The sequence below is a fragment of the Halomonas sp. KO116 genome, assembly GCF_000734975.2.
GTDB classification, from domain to species: domain Bacteria; phylum Pseudomonadota; class Gammaproteobacteria; order Pseudomonadales; family Halomonadaceae; genus Vreelandella; species Vreelandella glaciei.
In genome coordinates, this window is sequence record NZ_CP011052.1 from 3592816 (window position 1) to 3612806 (window position 19991).

21 protein-coding genes are annotated in these 19991 nt (G+C 52.8%); 18 read left to right on the forward strand and 3 right to left on the reverse strand.

Annotated features, from left to right (window positions below; all coding sequences use genetic code 11):
• The first annotated feature begins 169 nt into the window (after positions 1-169).
• The 10 genes from KO116_RS25880 to KO116_RS24180 all read left to right on the forward strand — a co-directional run bounded on the left by KO116_RS25880 (position 170) and on the right by KO116_RS24180 (position 9510).
• Complete coding sequence (locus KO116_RS25880) at positions 170-655, forward strand: hypothetical protein (RefSeq protein ID WP_235272405.1); 486 nt, start codon at positions 170-172, stop codon at positions 653-655.
• Between the two features lie 51 nt (positions 656-706).
• Entirely contained in the window at positions 707-1297 is a 591-nt protein-coding gene (locus KO116_RS25885) for a CZB domain-containing protein (protein WP_235272406.1), read from the forward strand.
• 159 nt (positions 1298-1456) lie between these two features.
• Positions 1457-2476, forward strand: a complete 1020-nt coding sequence (locus tag KO116_RS16540; protein ID WP_035559249.1) for a patatin-like phospholipase family protein — start codon at positions 1457-1459, stop codon at positions 2474-2476.
• Positions 2477-2865: 389 nt separating this feature from the next.
• On the forward strand, positions 2866-4218 hold the full coding sequence (locus KO116_RS16545) for an MFS transporter (RefSeq protein ID WP_035559246.1): 1353 nt from the start codon (positions 2866-2868) through the stop codon (positions 4216-4218).
• Between the two features lie 103 nt (positions 4219-4321).
• A complete protein-coding gene (locus KO116_RS16550; RefSeq protein WP_035559245.1) occupies positions 4322-5605 on the forward strand; it encodes a nitrate regulatory protein in 1284 nt (427 codons plus the stop codon).
• Between the two features lie 110 nt (positions 5606-5715).
• Positions 5716-6402: an SDR family oxidoreductase gene (locus KO116_RS16555; RefSeq protein ID WP_008957710.1), complete on the forward strand. Its 687-nt coding sequence runs from the start codon at positions 5716-5718 to the stop codon at positions 6400-6402.
• A gap of 168 nt (positions 6403-6570) precedes the next feature.
• The gene (locus tag KO116_RS16560; RefSeq protein ID WP_035559243.1) at positions 6571-7563 is read left to right on the forward strand and encodes an LLM class flavin-dependent oxidoreductase; all 993 of its coding nucleotides are present in this window, start codon (positions 6571-6573) and stop codon (positions 7561-7563) included.
• 26 nt (positions 7564-7589) lie between these two features.
• A complete protein-coding gene (locus tag KO116_RS16565; RefSeq protein ID WP_035559667.1) occupies positions 7590-8084 on the forward strand; it encodes a GNAT family N-acetyltransferase in 495 nt (164 codons plus the stop codon).
• Positions 8085-8432: 348 nt separating this feature from the next.
• The gene (locus KO116_RS24175) at positions 8433-9002 is read left to right on the forward strand and encodes a cache domain-containing protein (protein WP_052703788.1); all 570 of its coding nucleotides are present in this window, start codon (positions 8433-8435) and stop codon (positions 9000-9002) included.
• Entirely contained in the window at positions 8977-9510 is a 534-nt protein-coding gene (locus tag KO116_RS24180; RefSeq protein ID WP_052703789.1) for a GGDEF domain-containing protein, read from the forward strand. The genes KO116_RS24175 and KO116_RS24180 overlap by 26 nt, the downstream gene beginning before the upstream one ends.
• Positions 9511-9605: 95 nt before the next feature.
• Here the strand turns inward: KO116_RS24180 and KO116_RS16575 are convergent, their stop codons facing one another.
• Together KO116_RS16575 and KO116_RS16580 are read right to left on the reverse strand one after the other, a co-directional pair.
• A complete protein-coding gene (locus KO116_RS16575; protein ID WP_035559240.1) occupies positions 9606-10169 on the reverse strand; it encodes a DUF1415 domain-containing protein in 564 nt (187 codons plus the stop codon).
• Between the two features lie 104 nt (positions 10170-10273).
• Complete coding sequence (locus tag KO116_RS16580; RefSeq protein WP_035559238.1) at positions 10274-10960, reverse strand: GntR family transcriptional regulator; 687 nt, start codon at positions 10958-10960, stop codon at positions 10274-10276.
• Positions 10961-11139: 179 nt separating this feature from the next.
• Here KO116_RS16580 and KO116_RS16585 point away from each other — a divergent pair, with 179 nt between their 5' ends.
• The 8 genes from KO116_RS16585 (at position 11140) to KO116_RS16620 (ending at position 19653) form a co-directional block, all read left to right on the forward strand.
• Positions 11140-11724 carry a chromate transporter gene (locus KO116_RS16585; RefSeq protein ID WP_035559236.1) on the forward strand — a complete coding sequence of 195 codons (585 nt, stop codon included), beginning with the start codon at positions 11140-11142 and terminating at the stop codon, positions 11722-11724.
• Positions 11721-12251, forward strand: a complete 531-nt coding sequence (locus KO116_RS16590; RefSeq protein WP_035559233.1) for a chromate transporter — start codon at positions 11721-11723, stop codon at positions 12249-12251. The genes KO116_RS16585 and KO116_RS16590 overlap by 4 nt, the downstream gene beginning before the upstream one ends.
• Before the next feature lie 141 nt (positions 12252-12392).
• On the forward strand, positions 12393-13385 hold the full coding sequence (locus tag KO116_RS16595; RefSeq protein ID WP_235272407.1) for a Bug family tripartite tricarboxylate transporter substrate binding protein: 993 nt from the start codon (positions 12393-12395) through the stop codon (positions 13383-13385).
• A gap of 57 nt (positions 13386-13442) precedes the next feature.
• Entirely contained in the window at positions 13443-13913 is a 471-nt protein-coding gene (locus KO116_RS16600; RefSeq protein WP_035559230.1) for a tripartite tricarboxylate transporter TctB family protein, read from the forward strand.
• Positions 13914-13926: 13 nt separating this feature from the next.
• A complete protein-coding gene (locus tag KO116_RS16605; protein ID WP_035559227.1) occupies positions 13927-15441 on the forward strand; it encodes a tripartite tricarboxylate transporter permease in 1515 nt (504 codons plus the stop codon).
• A gap of 46 nt (positions 15442-15487) precedes the next feature.
• Positions 15488-17095: a gamma-glutamyltransferase family protein gene (locus KO116_RS16610; RefSeq protein WP_035559224.1), complete on the forward strand. Its 1608-nt coding sequence runs from the start codon at positions 15488-15490 to the stop codon at positions 17093-17095.
• 143 nt (positions 17096-17238) lie between these two features.
• Entirely contained in the window at positions 17239-19104 is a 1866-nt protein-coding gene (locus KO116_RS16615; protein WP_035559221.1) for an ABC transporter ATP-binding protein, read from the forward strand.
• A gap of 300 nt (positions 19105-19404) precedes the next feature.
• Positions 19405-19653, forward strand: coding sequence for a hypothetical protein (locus KO116_RS16620; protein WP_035559217.1), 249 nt, complete (start codon positions 19405-19407; stop codon positions 19651-19653).
• Between the two features lie 105 nt (positions 19654-19758).
• Here KO116_RS16620 and arfA read toward each other — a convergent pair whose 3' ends face one another.
• Positions 19759-19932, reverse strand: a complete 174-nt coding sequence (gene arfA / locus KO116_RS24730; protein WP_082072620.1) for an alternative ribosome rescue factor ArfA — start codon at positions 19930-19932, stop codon at positions 19759-19761.
• Positions 19933-19991 lie beyond the last annotated feature (59 nt).

Consider the following 19991-nt stretch of genomic DNA (forward strand, 5'->3'; position numbering starts at 1 on the left):
GCTCTTCAGACTCTTAATAAAGAGGACGTTAAAAATCTCATTCTCGCAGGCCATGGGCAGCTGAATTTCATCATTTAAAGCAGCTAAACCAAGCGTATGGGGGAACCCTCTGCAATAATTTGTGACAAATCAACACAAAATATTGCTACCTGCCATAGGTGTCTCTGCCATGTTCACCTTTATGCATCCTTTTCAAAAAATTCGCCGCCTGGAACAGGAGGTCGCCGACTTACGCACTCAGCTCGACGCCGCCACCCTCTCGCCCAGCAGTCGTCTGTTAAGCCTAATGAAACCGTCGCAATCCATCGGCATGCTGCAAGCGAGAGGGGCGGATATGCTAGCCTCGCTCAATAACGGCCTTCAAGAGTATGCCGACCAGCTTGCCGGGGAACGCGCCACCCTAACGGAGACGTTTAACCTGATTGCCGCTGCCGAGCATGCCATCGACACCCTTGATCAGCGTTGTCACGATCCTGAATATGCCGAAGCGCTCCCCGCCTCGCCGTTAGTATTAGCTAAAACCCTACACGCCCTGAGCCAACTGCAAGTAGCGCTTGCTCGCAATGCGGGTCACGCGCAAGCATTAGCGGTTAGCACAGCACTCGAAACGGCCCATCGCCAAGGTCTTGGGAGTGCTGGTTCCGCTAGCCAGTAGTCACCGGGAATAGCCGCCATTGCAGACGACGTTCATCGCTTAGCGCTTAATATGCAGCAACTAAGCCATCAGCTCAGCCTGCTAATGGAGCAAGTCAATAGCCAGGTAAGAACGCACTCGCAAGCAGTGGTGAAAAAACGCCAAGCCGACGAAGACACGGCCCAAAAGGCACAGACAGCTAAGCACGCATTGCATCGGTTAACGGATCAAACTCAGCATATGCACAAGGTGATACATCACAGTGCTACCGCTGCGTTTTTACACTCTGCCAAGCTTGACCATGCAGTATGGAAATGTCGCATCTATAAGCAGTTATTATCTGCCAACACCGACACACTACTAGAAGATCATCATCAATGCCGCCTAGGGCGCTGGCACCAGCAAGGTGAGGGCTACCAACGCTATGCCCGCACGGAGGCTTATCGAGCATTAACAGCACCGCACAGACGCATGCATGAAAGTGGTGCTGAAGCGCTGAAGTTTGCCCGTCTAGGCGACCGCAATGGTCAATTAGCTGCTTTAGGCGTCATGGAAGAAGCCAGCCAACAGTTAGCCCTACAGCTGGACAATCTTATGGAACACGCCATATTTGAGGCGCCCTACTCAACCAGTCATCACTCACCGTTAGCAGGGGCCCCCTGAACATAACGCGCATTCCATTGCTGAAACATAACTCTCACTGAGCCAGCACCTTGAGTACCCCGAGCTTTCTGCTAAATAGCCCTTCATCTTCTTTAGTTGCCTATGCCATGCTGATTTCACTGCAACAACTCTTCTCACCAGTCGCAATGGAAAAAGCATATGGCACAGGTCAAAAAGCTAGACCTCGCATTACAAGGTGGTGGCGCTCACGGGGCGTATACCTGGGGCGTGATTGATCGCCTATTAGCGGATGAACGCATTGAAATTGAAGGGATCAGCGGTACCAGCGCCGGGGCGATGAACGGTGTCGTCATGGCCGATGCATTAACACGCGGTGATAAAGAGACGGCTCGCCAGGCGCTGTACGACTTTTGGAAAGCCGTCAGTCGAGCGGGTATGACAAGCCCAATCCGTCGTACGCCCCTGGATATATTGACCGGCAATTGGAGCCTGGATCACTCACCCGGTTTTATTGCTATGGATCTGTTAAGCCGCGTGGCCTCGCCCTATCAGCTCAATCCGCTCAACATTAACCCGTTACGCGATATCGTGGCTGAGCATATTGATTTTGAACGGGTCCGAAAATGCGAACAGCTAAAGCTGTTTGTGGCGGCTACCAACGTGCGCGCAGGAAAGCAGCGCGTGTTTCGCCGAGAAGAGATGAGTGTGGACGCCGTGATGGCCTCCGCCTGCTTGCCGTTTATCTTCCAAGCCGTAGAGATCGACGGCGAAGCGTATTGGGATGGCGGCTATATGGGCAATCCGGCACTGTTCCCACTCATGGAAGAGTGCAGCGCACGGGATATTCTGCTGATTCAAATCAACCCCATTAGCCGCAATGATGTACCCACCTCTGCGTCAGCTATTATGAACCGTCTCAACGAGATCACGTTTAATTCAGCACTGATTAAAGAGATTCGCATGATCGCGCTGCTTAAAAATGCGCTTGATGAGCAGGGAATTGAAAATTGCTACCAGCAGGCGCTTTTTCACCGTATCAGCGGTGAGCTGGCGCTTGAAGGACTCTCTGTGTCGAGTAAATCCAATTCCGAGTGGCCTTTTCTCTGCCATCTTTTTGAACAGGGCCAGAACGCCGCCGAACGCTGGCTAGGTGAACATTTCGATGCCATTGGCGAATACTCTACGCTCGATGTAGACGCTGTCTATTTACATGAATAGCGGCCTACATGAATAACGGGCTACATATATAACGGGCTACGCGAAGAGCGCCGATGTTTACCCGCGTGGCCAACGCCCTTTTAAGCACCAAGATGCCGCAAAAAAAGAACTGCATGCCCACTCATGCAGCATCTTCACTTCGCCAATGCACTAAAAAAAACAACAAAAACAAATTAAGATTATGATTTTTAACAATAAACATTCAACTGGCAAACTACCTGCATATTTTCAGCAGTGGTGGTAGGCGTGGACCAGGCCCAACTGGGTACGAGTGCGTCGAGCCTGACCTTCAATGGAGAAGGCATGTTCTCGTCAATTGCTGGCGCAAAGCGCTAATTTTCGCGTTTAGCGTAGTGATCAACTCGTTTTATGCCCCGTGAGGCCATCCCATGGACATACGCAACAAAGCCAACCGCATTCGGCTGCTTAACTTTTCGACCCCTCAAATGCGCGCTTTCCACTTTTCATGGTTTGCGTTTCATATCTGCTTTTTCGGCTGGTTTGGCATCGCCCCTCTTATGGCGATTGTTCGTGAAGACCTTTCACTGACCCAAACACAAATCGGCAATACTATTATTGCGTCGGTGGCGATCACCGTCATTGTGCGCCTAGCCATTGGCGTACTGTGTGACCGTATTGGGCCGCGTAAAACCTATACCGGGTTACTGATGTTAGGTGCTATTCCGGTGATGGGCATTGGCTTAGCCGATAGTTTTGAAACCTTTCTATTAGCGCGCTTAGCCATTGGGGCCATTGGCGCCTCCTTCGTTATTACCCAATACCACACCTCAATGATGTTCGCCCCCAATGTGGTTGGCACCGCCAACGCTACCAGCGCGGGCTGGGGTAATTTAGGCGGCGGTACCACACAAATTCTGATGCCGCTGATTTTCTCAGGCATGCTGATGCTGGGCGTCAACGAAGCCTTTGGTTGGCGCTTAGCGATGATGGTACCCGGCGTTGTGATGTTCTTTACCGGGATCGGTTATTGGTTCTTTACTCAAGATGCACCCAACGGTAATTTCAGTGACCTGCGCGCAACTGGCGAGCTGCCTGAAGCAACCGGTGAAAACGGCGCAAAACATAGCTTTCTAGCCGCCGCCAAAGATATTCGAGTATGGGCGCTGTTTGTTGTGTACGGCCTATGCTTTGGCGTAGAGCTTACGATTAATAACATTGCCGCTATCTACTTTTTTGATAAATTTGACCTCACCTTAGCTACGGCGGGCCTGATTGCTGGCTTATTCGGTCTGATGAATATTTTTGCCCGTACACTGGGTGGTGTCTTTTCTGATTTATTCGCCAAGCAAGGCGGCCTAAAGGGGCGTGTACGCTGGCTGTTCATTGCCTTGATTTGCGAAGGGATTGCGCTGGTAGCGTTCTCGCAAATGCATGTACTCAGCCTCGCGATTGGTATCATGCTGGTGTTTAGCCTGTTTGTGCAGATGGCCGAAGGCGCCACTTATGGGGTCGTCCCGTTCATCAATAAAAAGGCCCTGGGTGCGGTGGCGGGCATAGTCGGTGCTGGCGGCAACGTGGGGGCAGTCGGCGCTGCCTTTCTGTTCCGCAGCGAAAGCCTGAGCTATCAGCAAGGCTTGTTCTACCTGGGAATAACGGTGCTGGCACTGGCATCCTGTGTTTTGCTGGTACGCTTTAGCGACGCCACCGAAGCTGAAGAGGCCAAAGCCTACCGCGATGCAGTTGGTGACGACGTTGGCGCAGGCGCTCTCTCGCTACGTTAAGCGCTTTCCAATACACTCAAGAACCCTCCCATACGCCCTTATCCAGCTAGGTAGCGATATGGGAGTGTTTACATTTAGGCGGCGAGCCGTTAAGGAAAATTCTATGTCTTCAGCGCAGCAACTGCTCTTAACCGCCCTCCGTTGCGATATCGACAACCTTACTCACCTTGCCACCACCGCCGATATTGTTGGTGACATTAGCCGCTTTATTCATATGCTCCAACGTGAACGAGGAGCGTCAACGATCTATCTAGCCTCTCAAGGCCAGCGTTTTAAAACCCGCCGCGATACTTACCGCCAACACAGCCAGCAGGCGGAAACCTTAATGCGCCAGCGGCTGGAAGCGCTCAGCCAAGAGGCTCGCCCTCAGGCAGCCGCTCGCTTACTACGCCGGATTGCCGCCGTTTGGTATGCCCTTGATGAGCTTGATGAACTTCGTCTGGCTATCGACACCTTTGCCATCTCGCCTGATGCAGCCACTCAGGCCTTTAATCAACTGACCAGTGGGCTGCTAGCGATTGTATTTGAAGCCGCTGACTCCTCTATCGACCCCGATATCACTCGCCATCTGGTTGCCATTTTTCACTTAATGCAGGGCAAAGAATTAGCTGGCCAAGAGCGAGCCTGTGGCGCATTCGGCTTTACCCATGGCCACTTCGATGAAGCGCACCGCGCTTTATTGAATCAGCTAGTGACTGACCAGCAGCGCTGCTTTGACACTTTTGTAGAGTTTGCTACGCCTGAGGCGCAGCAGTCATGGCAAAAGGAGCTTTCACCTCGCACCCTGGCCGGTATTTGCCATTTACGCGACATCGCCTGCCAGCGTCATTCGGCATCACACACACCACCCAAAGACACATCTGATTCACTGGGTGAAACCTGGTACGAACTGACCACGCTACGTATCGACTCGATGAAAACAGTTGAGGATGCACTGATCACTCAGCTGAGTGTGTTTTGTCACCGCAAAATCGCTCAGGCCGAAGATGGATTGGAAAAAGCCAAAGCAGGGCCCTGTCGTCCTACGCCTGCCCCCTGCGAACACTTACTAACGCTGGCGGGTGCGCAACCATTAGGTGACCTGACAGCCAACGCGCTAACTTCACCGCTAGGGCGCTCGCTGATTGAACTCACCCAGGCACAGGCCAGCCGCTTACAAGGGCTTAGCGATGAGCTTGAAAATACCCGTAAAGCGCTGCGTGAACGCAAACTGATTGAACGCGCGAAGGGGCTTATCATGGCTCATCAAGAGATGAGCGAAGAAGAGGCCTACCGGTTTCTGCGTAAAACCTCTATGGATCAAAGCAAAAGCATGGCGGATATGGCCCAAGCTATTCTGGATCTCTCTGCAATGCTAAAACGCAAAGAAGATGGGCACGCCCGCTAACGTTAAGTAGTAGAGCCGTACCGCAATGGTTAGGTAGGTATGTTTGCAGGATGCCACTCCCTTAGCCATGCTAAAGGCTTACTTAGTTAAACGAGCAAGGAGTGCAACCCATGCATAAAGGCGTGTTATTGATTACCGGCGCATCCAGCGGTATTGGCGCGGCTACCGCCCGAGCAGCCTCTCGCGAAGGCTACAAACTGGTGTTGGCCGCCCGTTCTAGCGAAAAACTCACCGCACTTGCTCAAGAACTGGGGCCAGAAAACGTACTGACCTGCGAGTTGGACGTGACTAATTTTGAGCAGCAACAGGCGATGGTTGAGCATGCACTGGAAACCTTTGGCCGCTTGGATGCGATCTTTGCCAACGCCGGTCGCGGCGGCTCACCCGGCGGGTTTAGCGGCGCGGATCACGACGCATGGCGTGAGATGATTCTTACCAATATTTATGGCGTTGGGCTCACCATTCAAGCTTGCTTACCCGCCTTAAAGCGTAGCAAAGGCCATGTGTTATTAACCGGCTCAGCGGCAGGCCGCACGACCATCCCAGGCTCGATGTATAGCGCTACGAAATGGGCGGTCACGGGGATTGGCTATAACCTGCGTGAAGAGCTACGTGGCACCGGTATGCGCGTGACGTTGATTGAGCCAGGCATGGTCGACACGCCATTCTTTAATGAACCACCAGAGCATGCGCTAGAAGATCGTGATATCGCCAATGCCGTAGTTTATGCGCTTGCGCAGCCTGCCCATGTGGATGTTAATGAAATTCTTATTCGCCCCACCCCGCCGCTAGAGTAAGCATGATCGTACCGTCACTCCGCTCTCACCCAGTCCATACCGGCACATGTCACATCTACATGGCTCAGACCTTGTAATTTATGTTCACTGACCGCATAACGTGTAATTACCAAGCGCGCTAAGTAATTTTTCACTCAATGCGCCCACGAATTAACTTGCAGGTGACCCATGAGCCAACTCGCTTCCGCGGCGCTTTCCGTTCTTGATCTGGCCCCTATCCGCCAGGGCGGCAGCGCCGCTGAGACCTTCCAAGACAGCGTCTCGCTGGCACAGTTAACCGAGCGGCTAGGCTATACCCGTTACTGGCTAGCAGAGCACCACAATATTGCTGGCATCGCCAGCGCTGCCACCGCTGTGCTGATCGGTCATATTGCTGGGCAAACCTCCACCATCCGCGTGGGTAGCGGCGGCATTATGCTACCAAACCACCCGCCACTGGTGATTGCTGAGCAGTTCGGCACGCTGGAAACGCTCTATCCTGGTCGTATAGATTTGGGGTTAGGCCGCGCACCCGGCTCAGACGGTGCGACGATGCAAGCCATGCGGCGCAACGCTCATGCCGGCGTAGACGACTTTCCGCAATTGCTGAACGAGTTGCGCAGTTATCTAGACGATGCAGAGCCCCAGCAACGGGTGAAAGCCGTCCCTGGTCAAGGCACTCATGTGCCTATCTGGCTATTGGGTTCTAGCGGCTATAGCGCACAATTGGCCGCTAAGCTGGGCTTGCCCTTTGCGTTTGCTGCTCAGTTTGCGCCGGGCTATTTATTTGAGGCACTGCGCTTATATCGCGACAATTTCCGCCCTTCCGAGCACTTGGATAAGCCCCATGCGATGGTCGGCCTGCCCGTGATGGCGGCGGAAAGCGATGCGATGGCCCACTACTTGGCCACCACCGCGCAGCAGAAATTTCTGAATCTTATCCGTGGCAAGCCAACCCAGTCGCAGCCGCCTGTAGAGCAACTAGACTGGTCGCCGGTTGAGCAAGCCCAAGTCAGCCAGTTTTTAGGGGCGGCGATTATTGGCGGCCCAGAGACGGTCAAAGCCGAACTTGAAGAGTTCCAAGCGCGTACCGGTGCTGATGAATTAATGATTAACAGCGATTTTTATAACCATGCCGACCGGCTGCGAAGCTACGAGATTGTGGCTGAGGTCGCCCGTTGAACGGCGGCACTACTATGTCTACATTTATGTCTACATTGCATTTCGCTCCCATGTCGGACGAAGACTTCACCAGCTTTTGGCCTACTTTCAAGGCGATTGCCGAGGCGCAAGAGACTTATGCCATTGACCCCGACATCAGCTTTGAAGCTGCCCGAGAGCTATGGTGCAGCACGCCTAAAACAAGCGTGGTCGTTAAAGATGAACACGGTCATCTACTGGGTGCTTACTACCTAAAAGCCAACGCGGCAGGCCCCGGCGACCACATCTGTAACTGTGGTTATATGGTGACGCCCGCCGCACGCGGAAAAGGGGTAGCACGTGCCATGTGTGAGCATTCCCAGGCGCAGGCCAGGGAGTTAGGGTTTCAGGCCATGCAATACAACGCCGTTGTAGCAACGAATGAGGTTGCCGTCGTGTTATGGCAAAAGCTGGGATTTCAGATTGTAGGCACCGTTCCTAATGCCTACCGACACGCGCGCCTTGGTTTTGTCGATACCCATGTGATGTATAAGGCGCTATAGCGATTTTGTCAGGCTGTTCTCAATCAGTTTAGACATTGACTCTTTTTGCGACGTTTTGCTAAACATGACACTTTTTCTGACCGTTTCATTGCAGCAAACGTCGCGCATATTGAAAGCTTTTCCGGTAAAGTCATTCTCATAACATAAATTAAACGTTTGGTTGATAAGCATCTATTGATCGCCCTAACCATCCGAGCATGACTCAAACCACGGTAAAGCTTTTGTAATGTTCTATAGCTTCTCGCACTTCTCGCTGCGCTCGCGTTTTATCATCTTGATTGCCGCCTTGGTATTCGCCACGACGCTACTGCTTGGCTGGGTGGCTTCTCGAGAATCGGCTAAGCAAAATTGCTGCCCAACACCAGCGGTGAGCCTCTGCAATTTGTCGATATTGCCACCCCTGTGTATGGTTCCAATGAACAGTTACAAGGCGTTCTGGCCGTTCATTTAAGCTGGCAATGGGCTGAGTACGTCCAACAATCCATGCTTACTCCCTCTGGATATCTGGAAGACACAGAGATACTGCTGCTCTCCGCTAACGGCACGGTGCTATTAGGCCCAGAGACGCTGATTGACCAATCGTTAGACAGCCTGAACCACATACCTAGTTCCACCACGACAGCACCACAATGGGCGATTGAAACATGGCCCAACGGCGAACGCATTGTGACAGGGTATGCACGCAGCAGCGGCTTTGAAGATTTTCCTGGTTTAGATTGGATAGCGGTTAGCCGTCAACCCGTAGCTACTGCCTTTGCCCCTATTGAAAAACTGCAAGATGCCATTATGGGAACAGGCCTATTACTTGCATTACTGTTTGCTATAGTTGGCTGGATAATCGCGTCAAGACTAGCGGCTCCTCTTCACTCGCTTAGCAAATGCTGCCGACAGAATGCAGGATGGCGAACACGCCGATAGCATTCCGCTTGAAGATGGCTCTCCAGAGCTTAAGCACCTATCGACCTCTATGCGCAACATGGTCACCCGCTTACTGGATCAGCGCAGCACTATTAACCGCTTAGAAGACTTAGCCAATACCGACCCGTTAACAGGCCTGCCGAATCGTGCGTTTTTAAATCAGTACTTAAAGCTTGCGATACCGGAGGCGGAAAGAAACCAACAGAGTATGGCGGTCATCTTTATCGACCTGGACGGTTTTAAACAGGTCAATGATGAGCTAGGCCATCATGCGGGCGACCTATTGTTGATTGAGATTACCCAGCGATTGAAAAGCGCATTACGCAGCGGTGACGTGGTAGCCCGAATGGGCGGTGATGAGTTCGTTATGGTGCTTAAAACCAAGGAAGAGCATCTTGAAATGCTCACCCATGAGATTAGCAGACGCTTGCTGAGCTCCATCGACCAACCCGTTTTATTACCTGATAACGAGCAGGCACGCGTTGGAAGCAGTTTAGGCGCCGCCTAGTGGCCCCACCACGGGCTCCATATCAATACCGTTCTGCAACTTGCGGATGACGCGCTGTATGCGGCTAAAGCTAAAGGCAAACATCAGCTTGTTATTCACTCCACCTGATTAACGGATTCGAAACAGCGTTGCAGCTGCTGCTCTGCAGTGTCGCTGCCCAACGCCGTTAACTTGGCAATATTGCGTTCGGGAATAGCGTCGGTATCGCCATAAAACTCGATAGCCTTTTCAACGCTCTCTTCGCGTAGCAGATGCACCATGGCGTAGGGAGAGCGGTTGGTATAATTAGAGGCATCATCGGGTTCGGCACCGTCAAAGCAATAATCTGGGTGAAACGTGGCTAACTGATAAACACCTTCATAGCCCTGGTCGACCAGGATGCTTTCAGCAAGCTCCACAAAATCCAAGTAGTGATCAAAGCTTTTAAACAGCGTCGGGAACACCAGCAGCGTGGTTTCTGTTTCGGGGTGCTCATCCAACCACTGCACTTCCACCATCAGCTCCTCAAGCGCCACTTCAATTTTTTTAGAGCGCACCACTTCCACACGAATCGTTTCACGCTCCAACTCACGCTGCGCAAACGGGCAAATGTCATGCGCCACAATAAAGGTGCGCACCCAGCTCAGCGTTTGCGCGACTATTTGGTTATCTGTGTGCATAGCACTCTCTTTACTCATCTGGACGGCGACGACTGACATTATATTGACAGCAGTTTACACACCGCAGACACGCTGTGTCGTCGCTACCGGGGCAGTTTCTCCTGCTAGGCGTGCTCTTGATAACGTTTTAGGGCAACTTCGTAAGATTTATGAATATGATCATCCATTAATTCACGCGCTGCTTTGGCATCACGCTGTAATGCCAGCTCCACGAGTTGATGATGCTGCTCGTCCAGCTCTTGACGAATCGTCGGCATTTTCGGCCCCAGGCGGCGGTAGCGGTCAAACTGGTCATGCAACTGCTCAATAAAACGCAATAACCAAACAGAGCCACAGGGGGCGACTAACGTACGATGAAATTGAGTATGTAGACGCTCCCACTCCTCGCCTTTATCCAGGGTGATGTCGGCCCGCTTCAGGCGGTGCGCCGCGGCTAATAAATCAGCCTCCCAGAGCGAATCACCGTTAGCAATCGCCCGCTCTAACGCCATTCCTTCCATCTCTAGGCGCATGTGGGCAATATCATCGAGCTCTTCCCGGGAAAGCTTCGGCACACGAAAACCACGTTGATTTTCCTGAACTAATAAACCATAAGCCGCTAATTTATTGAGCGCTTCCCGCAGCGGGCTCAAACCAACTTGGTAATGCTCTTTGAGTGCATTGATGGCGAGCTTTTCACCCGCTACAAAGCGTCCACCGACGAGATCCTTACGTAAATTATCAAATACGCGACTTGATGCAGTACCTGCTGGACCTACTGGCGTTGCTACCTTGGGTAAAGAATTATTCATGACGATATCCTTTATTCATCTCAGTTCCCGCTGTCCATTCAGTTTTTCACGGTTGACGTCGGATCGGGCACTACCTATATTATATTTTAGACAAGATAATCGATTTTTTAACCTACAAACGATAAATAAGGTTTGGTTATGCTTCTGATCTCCTCATTAGCTTTGCGGGATACGCGTTCATGAAAATACGCGGCACCTCCTGGCAACTGTTCTGGGCTTTTTTCCGCGTCGGCATTTTTGGCTTCGGCGGCGGTCCTGCCATGATTCCCCTGGTGCGTGCCGAAGTTGTCACCCGTCATCACTGGCTCACCGATGAAGAGTTCGCCGACGTACTGGCGATCGGCAACACCCTACCCGGTCCAATTGCGACCAAAATGCCTGGCTATATTGGCTATCGCGTGGGCGGTGTGTCCGGCTGTATCGCCGCCGTCATTGCCATCATCTTGCCCATGATTGTGGCTATGATTGTCATGTTAGGCATTTTTAGCCGATATCGCGATGTGGCTTGGATTCGCGGCATGGGCCAAGCGGTCGTTCCTGTGGTAATGATAATGATGGCACAACTCACCTGGGACTTTTTTGATAAATCACAGGCTGCACTTGGCTGGCTGGTCAGCATTGCTATGGCCGTTATTGCCGCGGGGCTTATCTATTGGCTCGGCATTCACCCCGGCTGGGTCATTGGCACCATTCTAGTTGCCGCCCTATTGCGCCCCTCTGGCCCTAAATCCTCGAGCACTAAAAAAGCGGAGGGGACAGTATGATCTACTGGGATCTCTTCTTAGCCTTTTTTATCCCGAACATTATCGGCTACGGAGGTGGCCCCGCCATCATCCCCCTAATTGAGGCCGAAGTGGTTGGCCGTTACGGCTGGATGACCGCGCAAACGTTCGCTGAAACCCTCGCTTTAGGTAACGCGCTGCCTAGCCCTATCGCCACCAAAATGGCGGGCTACGTAGGCTATGAAGTTGCTGGTATTGGCGGTGCTTTCATCGCGGTGTCCGCCACGGTGATTCCTACATTGCTTTTGATGCTCGGCGCACTAGGGCTGCTGTATCGTCATCGCGATTCTCCCCGAGTTAAACGCATGAGCCAATGGGTTCGCCCGGTCATTGCCATGATGATGGCTTGGCTAACGCTGGGGTTCCTGCTCGAAAGCCTCAACACTAGCGGCACAATTCACACTCTTATCATTGGGGTAGTCGCAGCTATTGCACTGATGCGCTTCAAAACGCACCCCGCCTTTGTCGTCATGGGCGCCTTGGTTTATGGAGGGCTGTTTCTCGGCTAACACTCACTGACACACGATCTCGTAAATAGACGATTGTGTGGTGACAACAAGAACCCGCTAACGGGACCACGCGCTCACCACGCCGCTGCAGTTGGAGCGGCATCCCACAACACCAAACTCAATCTATAAAGGTGTATAAGAATGACGCGTTCAACATTTACTCTAAGCACGACGCTAAGTACTACCCTCGCCGCCATCGGACTTGCGTCTAGCATGGCAATCGCCTCCACCGCTCAGGCTGATTATCCTGAGCAGGATATCCGTTTGATCATCCCTTACGGCCCAGGGGGTGCAACCGATATTCTTTTCCGACTCATTTCCCAAGAGGCGGAAAAGACGCTGGGTGAATCCATCGTTCCCGTCAATATGGCGGGCGCAGGGGCGACCCTGGGGTCCCGCAACGTGAAAGACGCTGACCCCGATGGCTACACGCTGCTTGGCAGCCACGACACCATTGCGCTTTCTAAGCTAGCAGGCACCGTCGATTACTCATTTGATGCCTTCGAACCCATCGCACTACTCACCCAAACCATCAATATTCCAACCGCACATGCCAATCACCCTGTGCAGAGCGCCGATGAAATCGCTGACTACGTGAGTGAAAATCCAGGCCAAGTGCGTTTCAGCATGATTCCTAGCTCCACTGACCACTTTTTCTGGGCGCAATTTTTCCAGGAAACGGGCATTGATATGGCCGACGTACGCCTAGTGGGCTACCCCGATACTGGCCAGCAGGTATCAGCGCTGATGGCGGAAGAAGTTGATTTCGCCATGTTTAACCTGCCATCAGGTGGTGCCTTCTTTGAAGATGGCACCTTCCGCGCCCTTGGCATCGCTCATCCAGAACGTCTTGAAAGTATGCCGGATGTCGCCACCCTGCGCGAGCAAGGCATTGAGATGGACCACTCCACTAGTCGCGGCATTTTTGCGCCTAAAGGAACGCCTCAGGAAGTCCTCGACACCATCGCTAACGCTTACGAAAAAGCCCTGGAAAACGAAGAAGTACAGAGCCGTATCGAAAATGAATTTGGCTCTGTCGTGAGATTTCTAGCGGGCGATGATTATCAAGCGTTCTTGGATGAAAACGAAGCTGCGCTTAGCGCCGCTGCCGAAAACATTGATTTCCAGAACTAAGGACGCATTCCCTAGCCCTCGTATCTACGTGGGCTAGGGTTGCCGGAGGCATCGCTAATGCTAACGCTAACTAAAGACCGCGCCTTGGCGCTGGCGCTGCTCTTGATTGTGGCTGTCATGTGGATGGAGTCGGGTGATATCCGTCCGCCAACCAGTTGGCAACCTTACGGGTCGGCGCTTTTTCCTCGTATCTTGTTAGTTGTGATTGGTTTGTTATCGCTTCTGATACTGGTGCGCTCCTTGTTGGTAAAAGTGCCTGAACGGCCTGGCGCAAAACAGCTCATTACTGAGTGGTTTCAAAGTCGACGCACCATACTCGCTCTGTTTCTGCTGTTTGGGCTTTATGCCGCGCTACTGCCAGTGGTGGGGTATATCGCAGCCACCATAGGCTTCTTAGTCGCTTCTCTTGCACTCCTTATGGGAATCAACACGCGACGTAAATGGATGATCAATCTCACCCTTAGCTGCACCTTGGCTATCGTGATATTTGTCGTTTTCCGCTATGGCCTGAATGTTTGGCTGCCTTAACCTGGAGACAATAATGACGAACTTTTTTCTCCAAGCACTCGCGGAGGTCGGCACGCCATCGGTCCTGGGCCTGATTGTTATTGGCGTTCTGTTTGGGATAGTGGGCGGTAGTATCCCTGGCTTTACCGTCACCATGGCCATCTTGGTAGTTTTCCCCTTCACGTTTGCCATGGACCCGGTAAGCGGCGTTTCGCTGATGGTCGGTGTGTTTGTAGGGGGGTACTCGGGCGGCATTGTGTCTGGCGTTATGTTGGGGATACCCGGCACACCCTCTTCTATTACTACCGTTTATGACGGTTATCCGATGGCACAGAAAGGCGAACCGGGCCGTGCCCTGGGCATTGGCGTCGCTTCATCCTTTTTAGGCACCCTCATCAGCGTGGCGGTGTTGGTCTTTTTCGGGCCGCTAATTGCCAGCTTCAGCATGAACTTCCGCCCGTGGGAAATCACCGCATTAATCGTTTTTGCGCTGACGCTGGTGGCAGGACTCTCCAGCGGCGCTCTGCTCAAAGGCCTGATGGCCGCTGCTCTAGGGCTTTTGATTACCACCGTTGGTTATGACCGTAACAGCAATCTGCGCTTTGACTTTGGCCTTCCGGCAATGGGTTCTGGGTTTGAAATTCTCCCCGTAATGATCGGTATCTTTGCCTTCTCCCAGCTACTTGGCAATATCGAGAAGCTTAAGGACGAGAAGAGCGAAACCAGGAAAATCGATACCAACGTAACGATTCCCTACGGCCAGATACTCAAAGATATGGCGGGGCAAAAGCTCAACACACTGCGCTCTTCTTTAATTGGCAGCTTGGTGGGCGCACTCCCCGGCACGGGTGGCACCGTAGCGAATTTTTTGAGTTACGACCAAGCTAAGAAATTCTCAAAGCATCCAGAGAAATTTGGCACGGGTACACCCAGTGGCATCGTGGCTTCTGAAGCCTCCAATAGTGCGGTGGCGGGGGGTGCGTTTGTGCCCACGCTGGCGCTGGGGATACCAGGCGATTTGCCTATGGCCATCATGATGGGCGTGTTGATTCTGCACGGCATTACGCCTGGGCCAATGATGTTTGAGCAGAACCCCGTATTGGTGGGCGCTATCTACGCCAGCCTGCTGATCGGTGCGGTGGTCATGGTGCTTTGCAATCTGCTGCTCGTGCGCTGGTTCGCCAAAATATCGTTGATCCCCCAACAGATCCTCGTTCCCGTTGTGTTAATGCTATGTGCCATTGGCGCTTATGCCCTGAATAACAACCTATTTGATATTTGGGTGTTATTCATCTTCGGGATCATTGGCTACCTGCTGTGGAAAGCGGAAGTCCCGCTGACGCCGCTAATACTGGGTGTGGTGCTCGGCGACAACCTTGAGCGACAGCTATTCCGTGCTCTTGAACTTAATGAAAGCTGGATGACCTTTTTAACCCGACCACTCTCTGCGCTTTTCTTAGCGTTAGCCGTCGCTTCCATTCTGTTTTCGCTCTATCAGGATCGTAAGATCCAGCGCTTAAAGAATGCCGCTCTGCGCGAAAACATTTGATATTCAAATAATTTAGATCAACAGCACTGCTTAAAAGGAAACTGGTATGCAACAAGATGCACTTTTCTACCCCAGCGCCTCGCGCCGGATGGCAACCTTCGGCAAACGTGGCATGGTCGCTACTTCTCAGCCATTAGCGGCGCAGGTGGGTATTAGCATACTGCAGCAAGGGGGCAATGCGATTGATGCCGCGATTGCCGCCGCCGCTGCATTAACCGTGGTGGAACCCACGTCGAATGGGATAGGAAGCGACGCCTTTGCTATTGTCTGGGTCGACGGCAAACTGCATGGCCTTAATGCCAGCGGCCCTGCCCCGCAAGCGGCGACCATTGAAGCGCTGAAAGCACTCGGCCACGACACCGTGCCAAACCACGGCATGCTGCCTGTTACGGTACCCGGCGCTCCGGCTGCGTGGGCGGCACTGTCTGAGCGCTTTGGCAAGCTGCCGTTTGCTGAGTTGCTAGCCCCTGCTATTACACTGGCGGAAGAAGGCTTCCCCGTCTCTCCCGTTATTCATCAAATGTGGAAGGACGCCTTCACCAACTATTCAGCCTATAGCGAGGCTTCTTTCAAACCTTGGTTTGATACGTTTGCCCCCGAAGGTCGAGCACCGGAAGCTGGTGAACTGTGGCGCTCGAAAGGCCATGCTAAAAGCCTAAAAGCGATTGCCGATACCCATGCCAAGGCATTTTATGAGGGTGAACTGGCTGAAGCTATCGACGCCTTTTCCCGCGAACACGGCGGCCTGTTGCGCAAGGAAGACCTGGCGGCTTACCAGCCGGAGTGGGTCGACCCGATTAGTGTGCGCTACAAAGGCCATGATATTTGGGAAATCCCCCCCAACGGCAGCGGCATGATCGTGCTGCAAGCGCTGGGTATGCTGGAGCACTTAGGCGAAGAAGGACGCGATCCGGTGGAAACGCTCCACCGTCGTATTGAAGCCACCAAACTGGCCTATGTCGATGGCTTCGCACATGTTACTGACCTTGATTCTATGCGCCCCACCATTGATCAGATGCTGGCCGACGACTATTTGAAGTCGCGTGCGGCACTGATTGGCGAACAGGCGGTTGACCCAGTACACGGCAACCCAATTCAGGGCGGCACGGTGTATCTGGCAACGGCCGACAGCGACGGCAATATGGTGTCGCTGATTCAAAGCAACTTTAAAGGCTTTGGCTCGGGCATGGTCGTTCCCGGCACTGGCATTAGCCTGCAAAACCGCGGTTGGTCATTCTCACTCGACCCGCAGCACCCTAATGCTTTGGCGCCCGGCAAACGCACCTACCACACCATCATCCCCGGTTTTATCACCAAAGATAACCAAGCCGTTGGTCCGTTTGGCGTGATGGGCGGCTATATGCAGCCGCAAGGCCATGTGCAGGTGGTAACGGCGATGCTAGAAGATCAGCTTAACCCCCAAGCGGCCCTCGATATGCCCCGCTGGAAGTGGACCAAAGGCAAAACTATCGAAGTCGAAGCCGACTTTCCTAATCACTTAGCGCTTGCACTGGCCCGCCGGGGCCATGACATCGTCAAAGTTGCTGACTCTATCAGCTTTGGCCGGGGTCAAATCATTCTGCGCGACCCTGAAACGGGCGTACTGCAAGGCGGCACCGAGCCGCGCACCGACGGGGCAGTGCTTCCCTGGTAAATCGCTGCCCTGATAAGCATTCATACAGGTAATTTCCTCTCCGCCGCGCTGCCGTTGAAGGCAACCGGCGGTTGAGCTGGCTATCCACGCTTAACCACCGCATTATGGCACTCCTTTTTTGCTAGCTGCTTGCCTGTCCAACTATGTCACCACCACCTTCTGAATCTACTTCCTCCTCACCGCTAAGCGGCTTTTTTGGTGTGTTTCGTTATAGCCGCCGCGCCCTAGGCTTGGTGTGGGAAACCTCCCGCTGGATGATGTTGGGGTTAGCGCTGTGCACCTTGGTCGCGGGGGTGTTGCCCGCCGTGGCGGCCTGGGTAGGCCAATTGATTGTGGATGGCGTGGTCAGTGCCATGGACGCTCATCAAGCCGCTTCAAACCCCAACCTGTTGGCGTCTATTACCCCCGTTCTCAAGCTAGTGGCTGTTGAGGCGCTTATCATTGGGTTAATCGCGCTTGCCCAGCGCGGCCTTTCTGCTCAGCAGTCACTGTTAAGAGCGTTATTGGGTCAGAAGGTCAACGTCATGATTCTGGAGAAAGCGGGCACGCTGTCACTTAGCCAGTTTGAGGATTCAGAACTTTATGACCAGCTCACCCGGGCGCGGCGTGAGGCGTCTACACGCCCACTTGCGCTGGTAAACAAAACCTTTGGGTTGCTGCAAAATGCGATCTCCCTGGGTAGTTTTGGGGTACTGCTGGTGCAGTTCTCTCCTTGGGCACTGCTGATCCTGGTAGCTGGCGCGCTGCCGGTATTTGTATCGGAGGCCAAATTCTCGGGCGATGCTTTTCGGTTGTTCCGCTGGCGTTCACCGCAAACCCGTATGCAGATTTATTTAGAGACGGTACTTGCACGGGAAGACAGCATTAAAGAGGTCAAACTGTTTGGTCTTGAAGGGCTGTTTCTTAAACGCTACCGCGATATTTTCACCCAACTGTTTGCAGAAGATCGTCGTTTAACCCTTCGCCGGGAAAGCTGGGGATTTCTGCTCGGCTTGCTCGGCACCTTAACGTTTTACGCTGCCTACGGCTGGGTGGTGATTGAAACCATTGCCGGGGCACTGACGTTGGGTCAAATGACCATGTATTTAATGGTTTTCAAGCAAGGCCAAGCGGCGCTCTCCGCTAGCCTTACCGCCATTAGCGGCATGTACGAAGATAACCTTTATCTATCCAATCTTTATGAGTACCTGGAGCAACCGGTTGAGGCCGAAAATGGCACGCTCACACAAGGAGCACGGCCTGGGGATGGGCTGCGCTTTGAGAATGTCAGTTTCTCTTATCCTGGCGGCGACTCTGTTCTGCAAGATCCAGTTCTACACGATATTTCGCTGCACCTCTCCCCTGGGCAGAGCTTGGCGTTGGTGGGTGAAAACGGCTCTGGCAAGACCACGCTGATCAAACTTTTGACGCGACTCTACCAACCTACTCAAGGCCGCATTCTATTAGACGGTAGCGACCTACGTGACTGGAGCGCTCAAGCACTGTATGAGCGTACCGGCGTCATCTTTCAGGACTTCGTGCGCTATCAGCTACAGGTGGGTGAGAACCTTGGCGTTGGCGATACCCATGCCTTTGACAATGAACAGCGCTGGCAGCAAGCCGCACGTCACGGCATGGCGGATGAGTTTATTACACGCATGGGGAATGGCTACAAAACCCAACTGGGCCGCTGGTTTAAAAATGGCCAAGAGCTCTCCGGTGGCCAGTGGCAGAAAATCGCCCTCTCAAGGGCCTATATGCGAGAGAACGCAGATATTTTAGTCCTGGATGAACCCACTGCCGCCATGGATGCCGCCGCAGAAGCCGAAATATTTACCCGTTTTCGCGAACATAGCCGCGACAAGATGGCGATACTGATCTCGCACCGCTTCTCCACAGTACGCAGTGCTGATCTCATTTTAGTGATCGACCAAGGGCATATTATTGAACGTGGCACCCATGAAGCGTTGCTGGAAACTGATGGACGATACGCAAAGCTGTTTAAGTTACAGGCGGCAGGATACCGCTGATAAACAGTTGACGCTCATATAACCATCGGTTAAAAGATAAGAGCTGTCTTTAAAGAGCAGCTTCATTATTTAACGATATTTTCTCAGAGACCTTCTCATGCGCTGGCAAATCCCCGCGACACGAATGAATAAGCTGCATCGCATTATTAATAATGCGGTATCAGCTTATTATTGTCGCGCGCCAGAGATGTAGAGAGGAAATTGGCCGCGGCAAGTGTCGCGGCTATGTTGTTTTATCGTTATTTTTGAGACTCCCTGATCGCGATGTTGCCCGGCCTCCTAACCCAGGAGACCGACCCCATGGCGATTGCAACCATTACCCGCAAACTACTCAGCGCCTTCACCCACTATCGTACCCAGCGGCGTTTTTACGAAGATCCGCGCTTTCATGACCCGCACCTGTTAAAAGATATCGGCTTACGCTGGGAGCAGGGCCAGCTGGTATCTATTCACGGTGTAGAGGAACCAAGTCAGCGCAACTCACGCTATCAGGCTGAAACCCGCGACACCTACGAAACATGTCCACACTGTGGGAGTAGTTTGGGATAGCCAACGCCCCGGTCACAGGAAGCGGCCGGGGCGTTTTATTGGCTGAATTTAGAGCTGAAAAGCAATAACAGAGATATAACCAAGCCGTCGAGGACAAAACGGGTTTCAAGCGGCTTGGCTATATCCCTGCTTATTCCCAAGGTTAGCTCCTTGCTTAGTGATACGCCCTTTACGGGAGTAGCTGCCTTTACCTTTTTTCGGCGTTTGCTGCTGCATTTTGAACATCGGCGTTCGCAGCTGCGCTTTTAGCGCGTTGTCGTTAATTTTTCGCTGTTTCATCATTTTCTCCGTTAATCTACAAATGCCTGCTAAACGCAGGCATTTGCTAGGACAGCTAT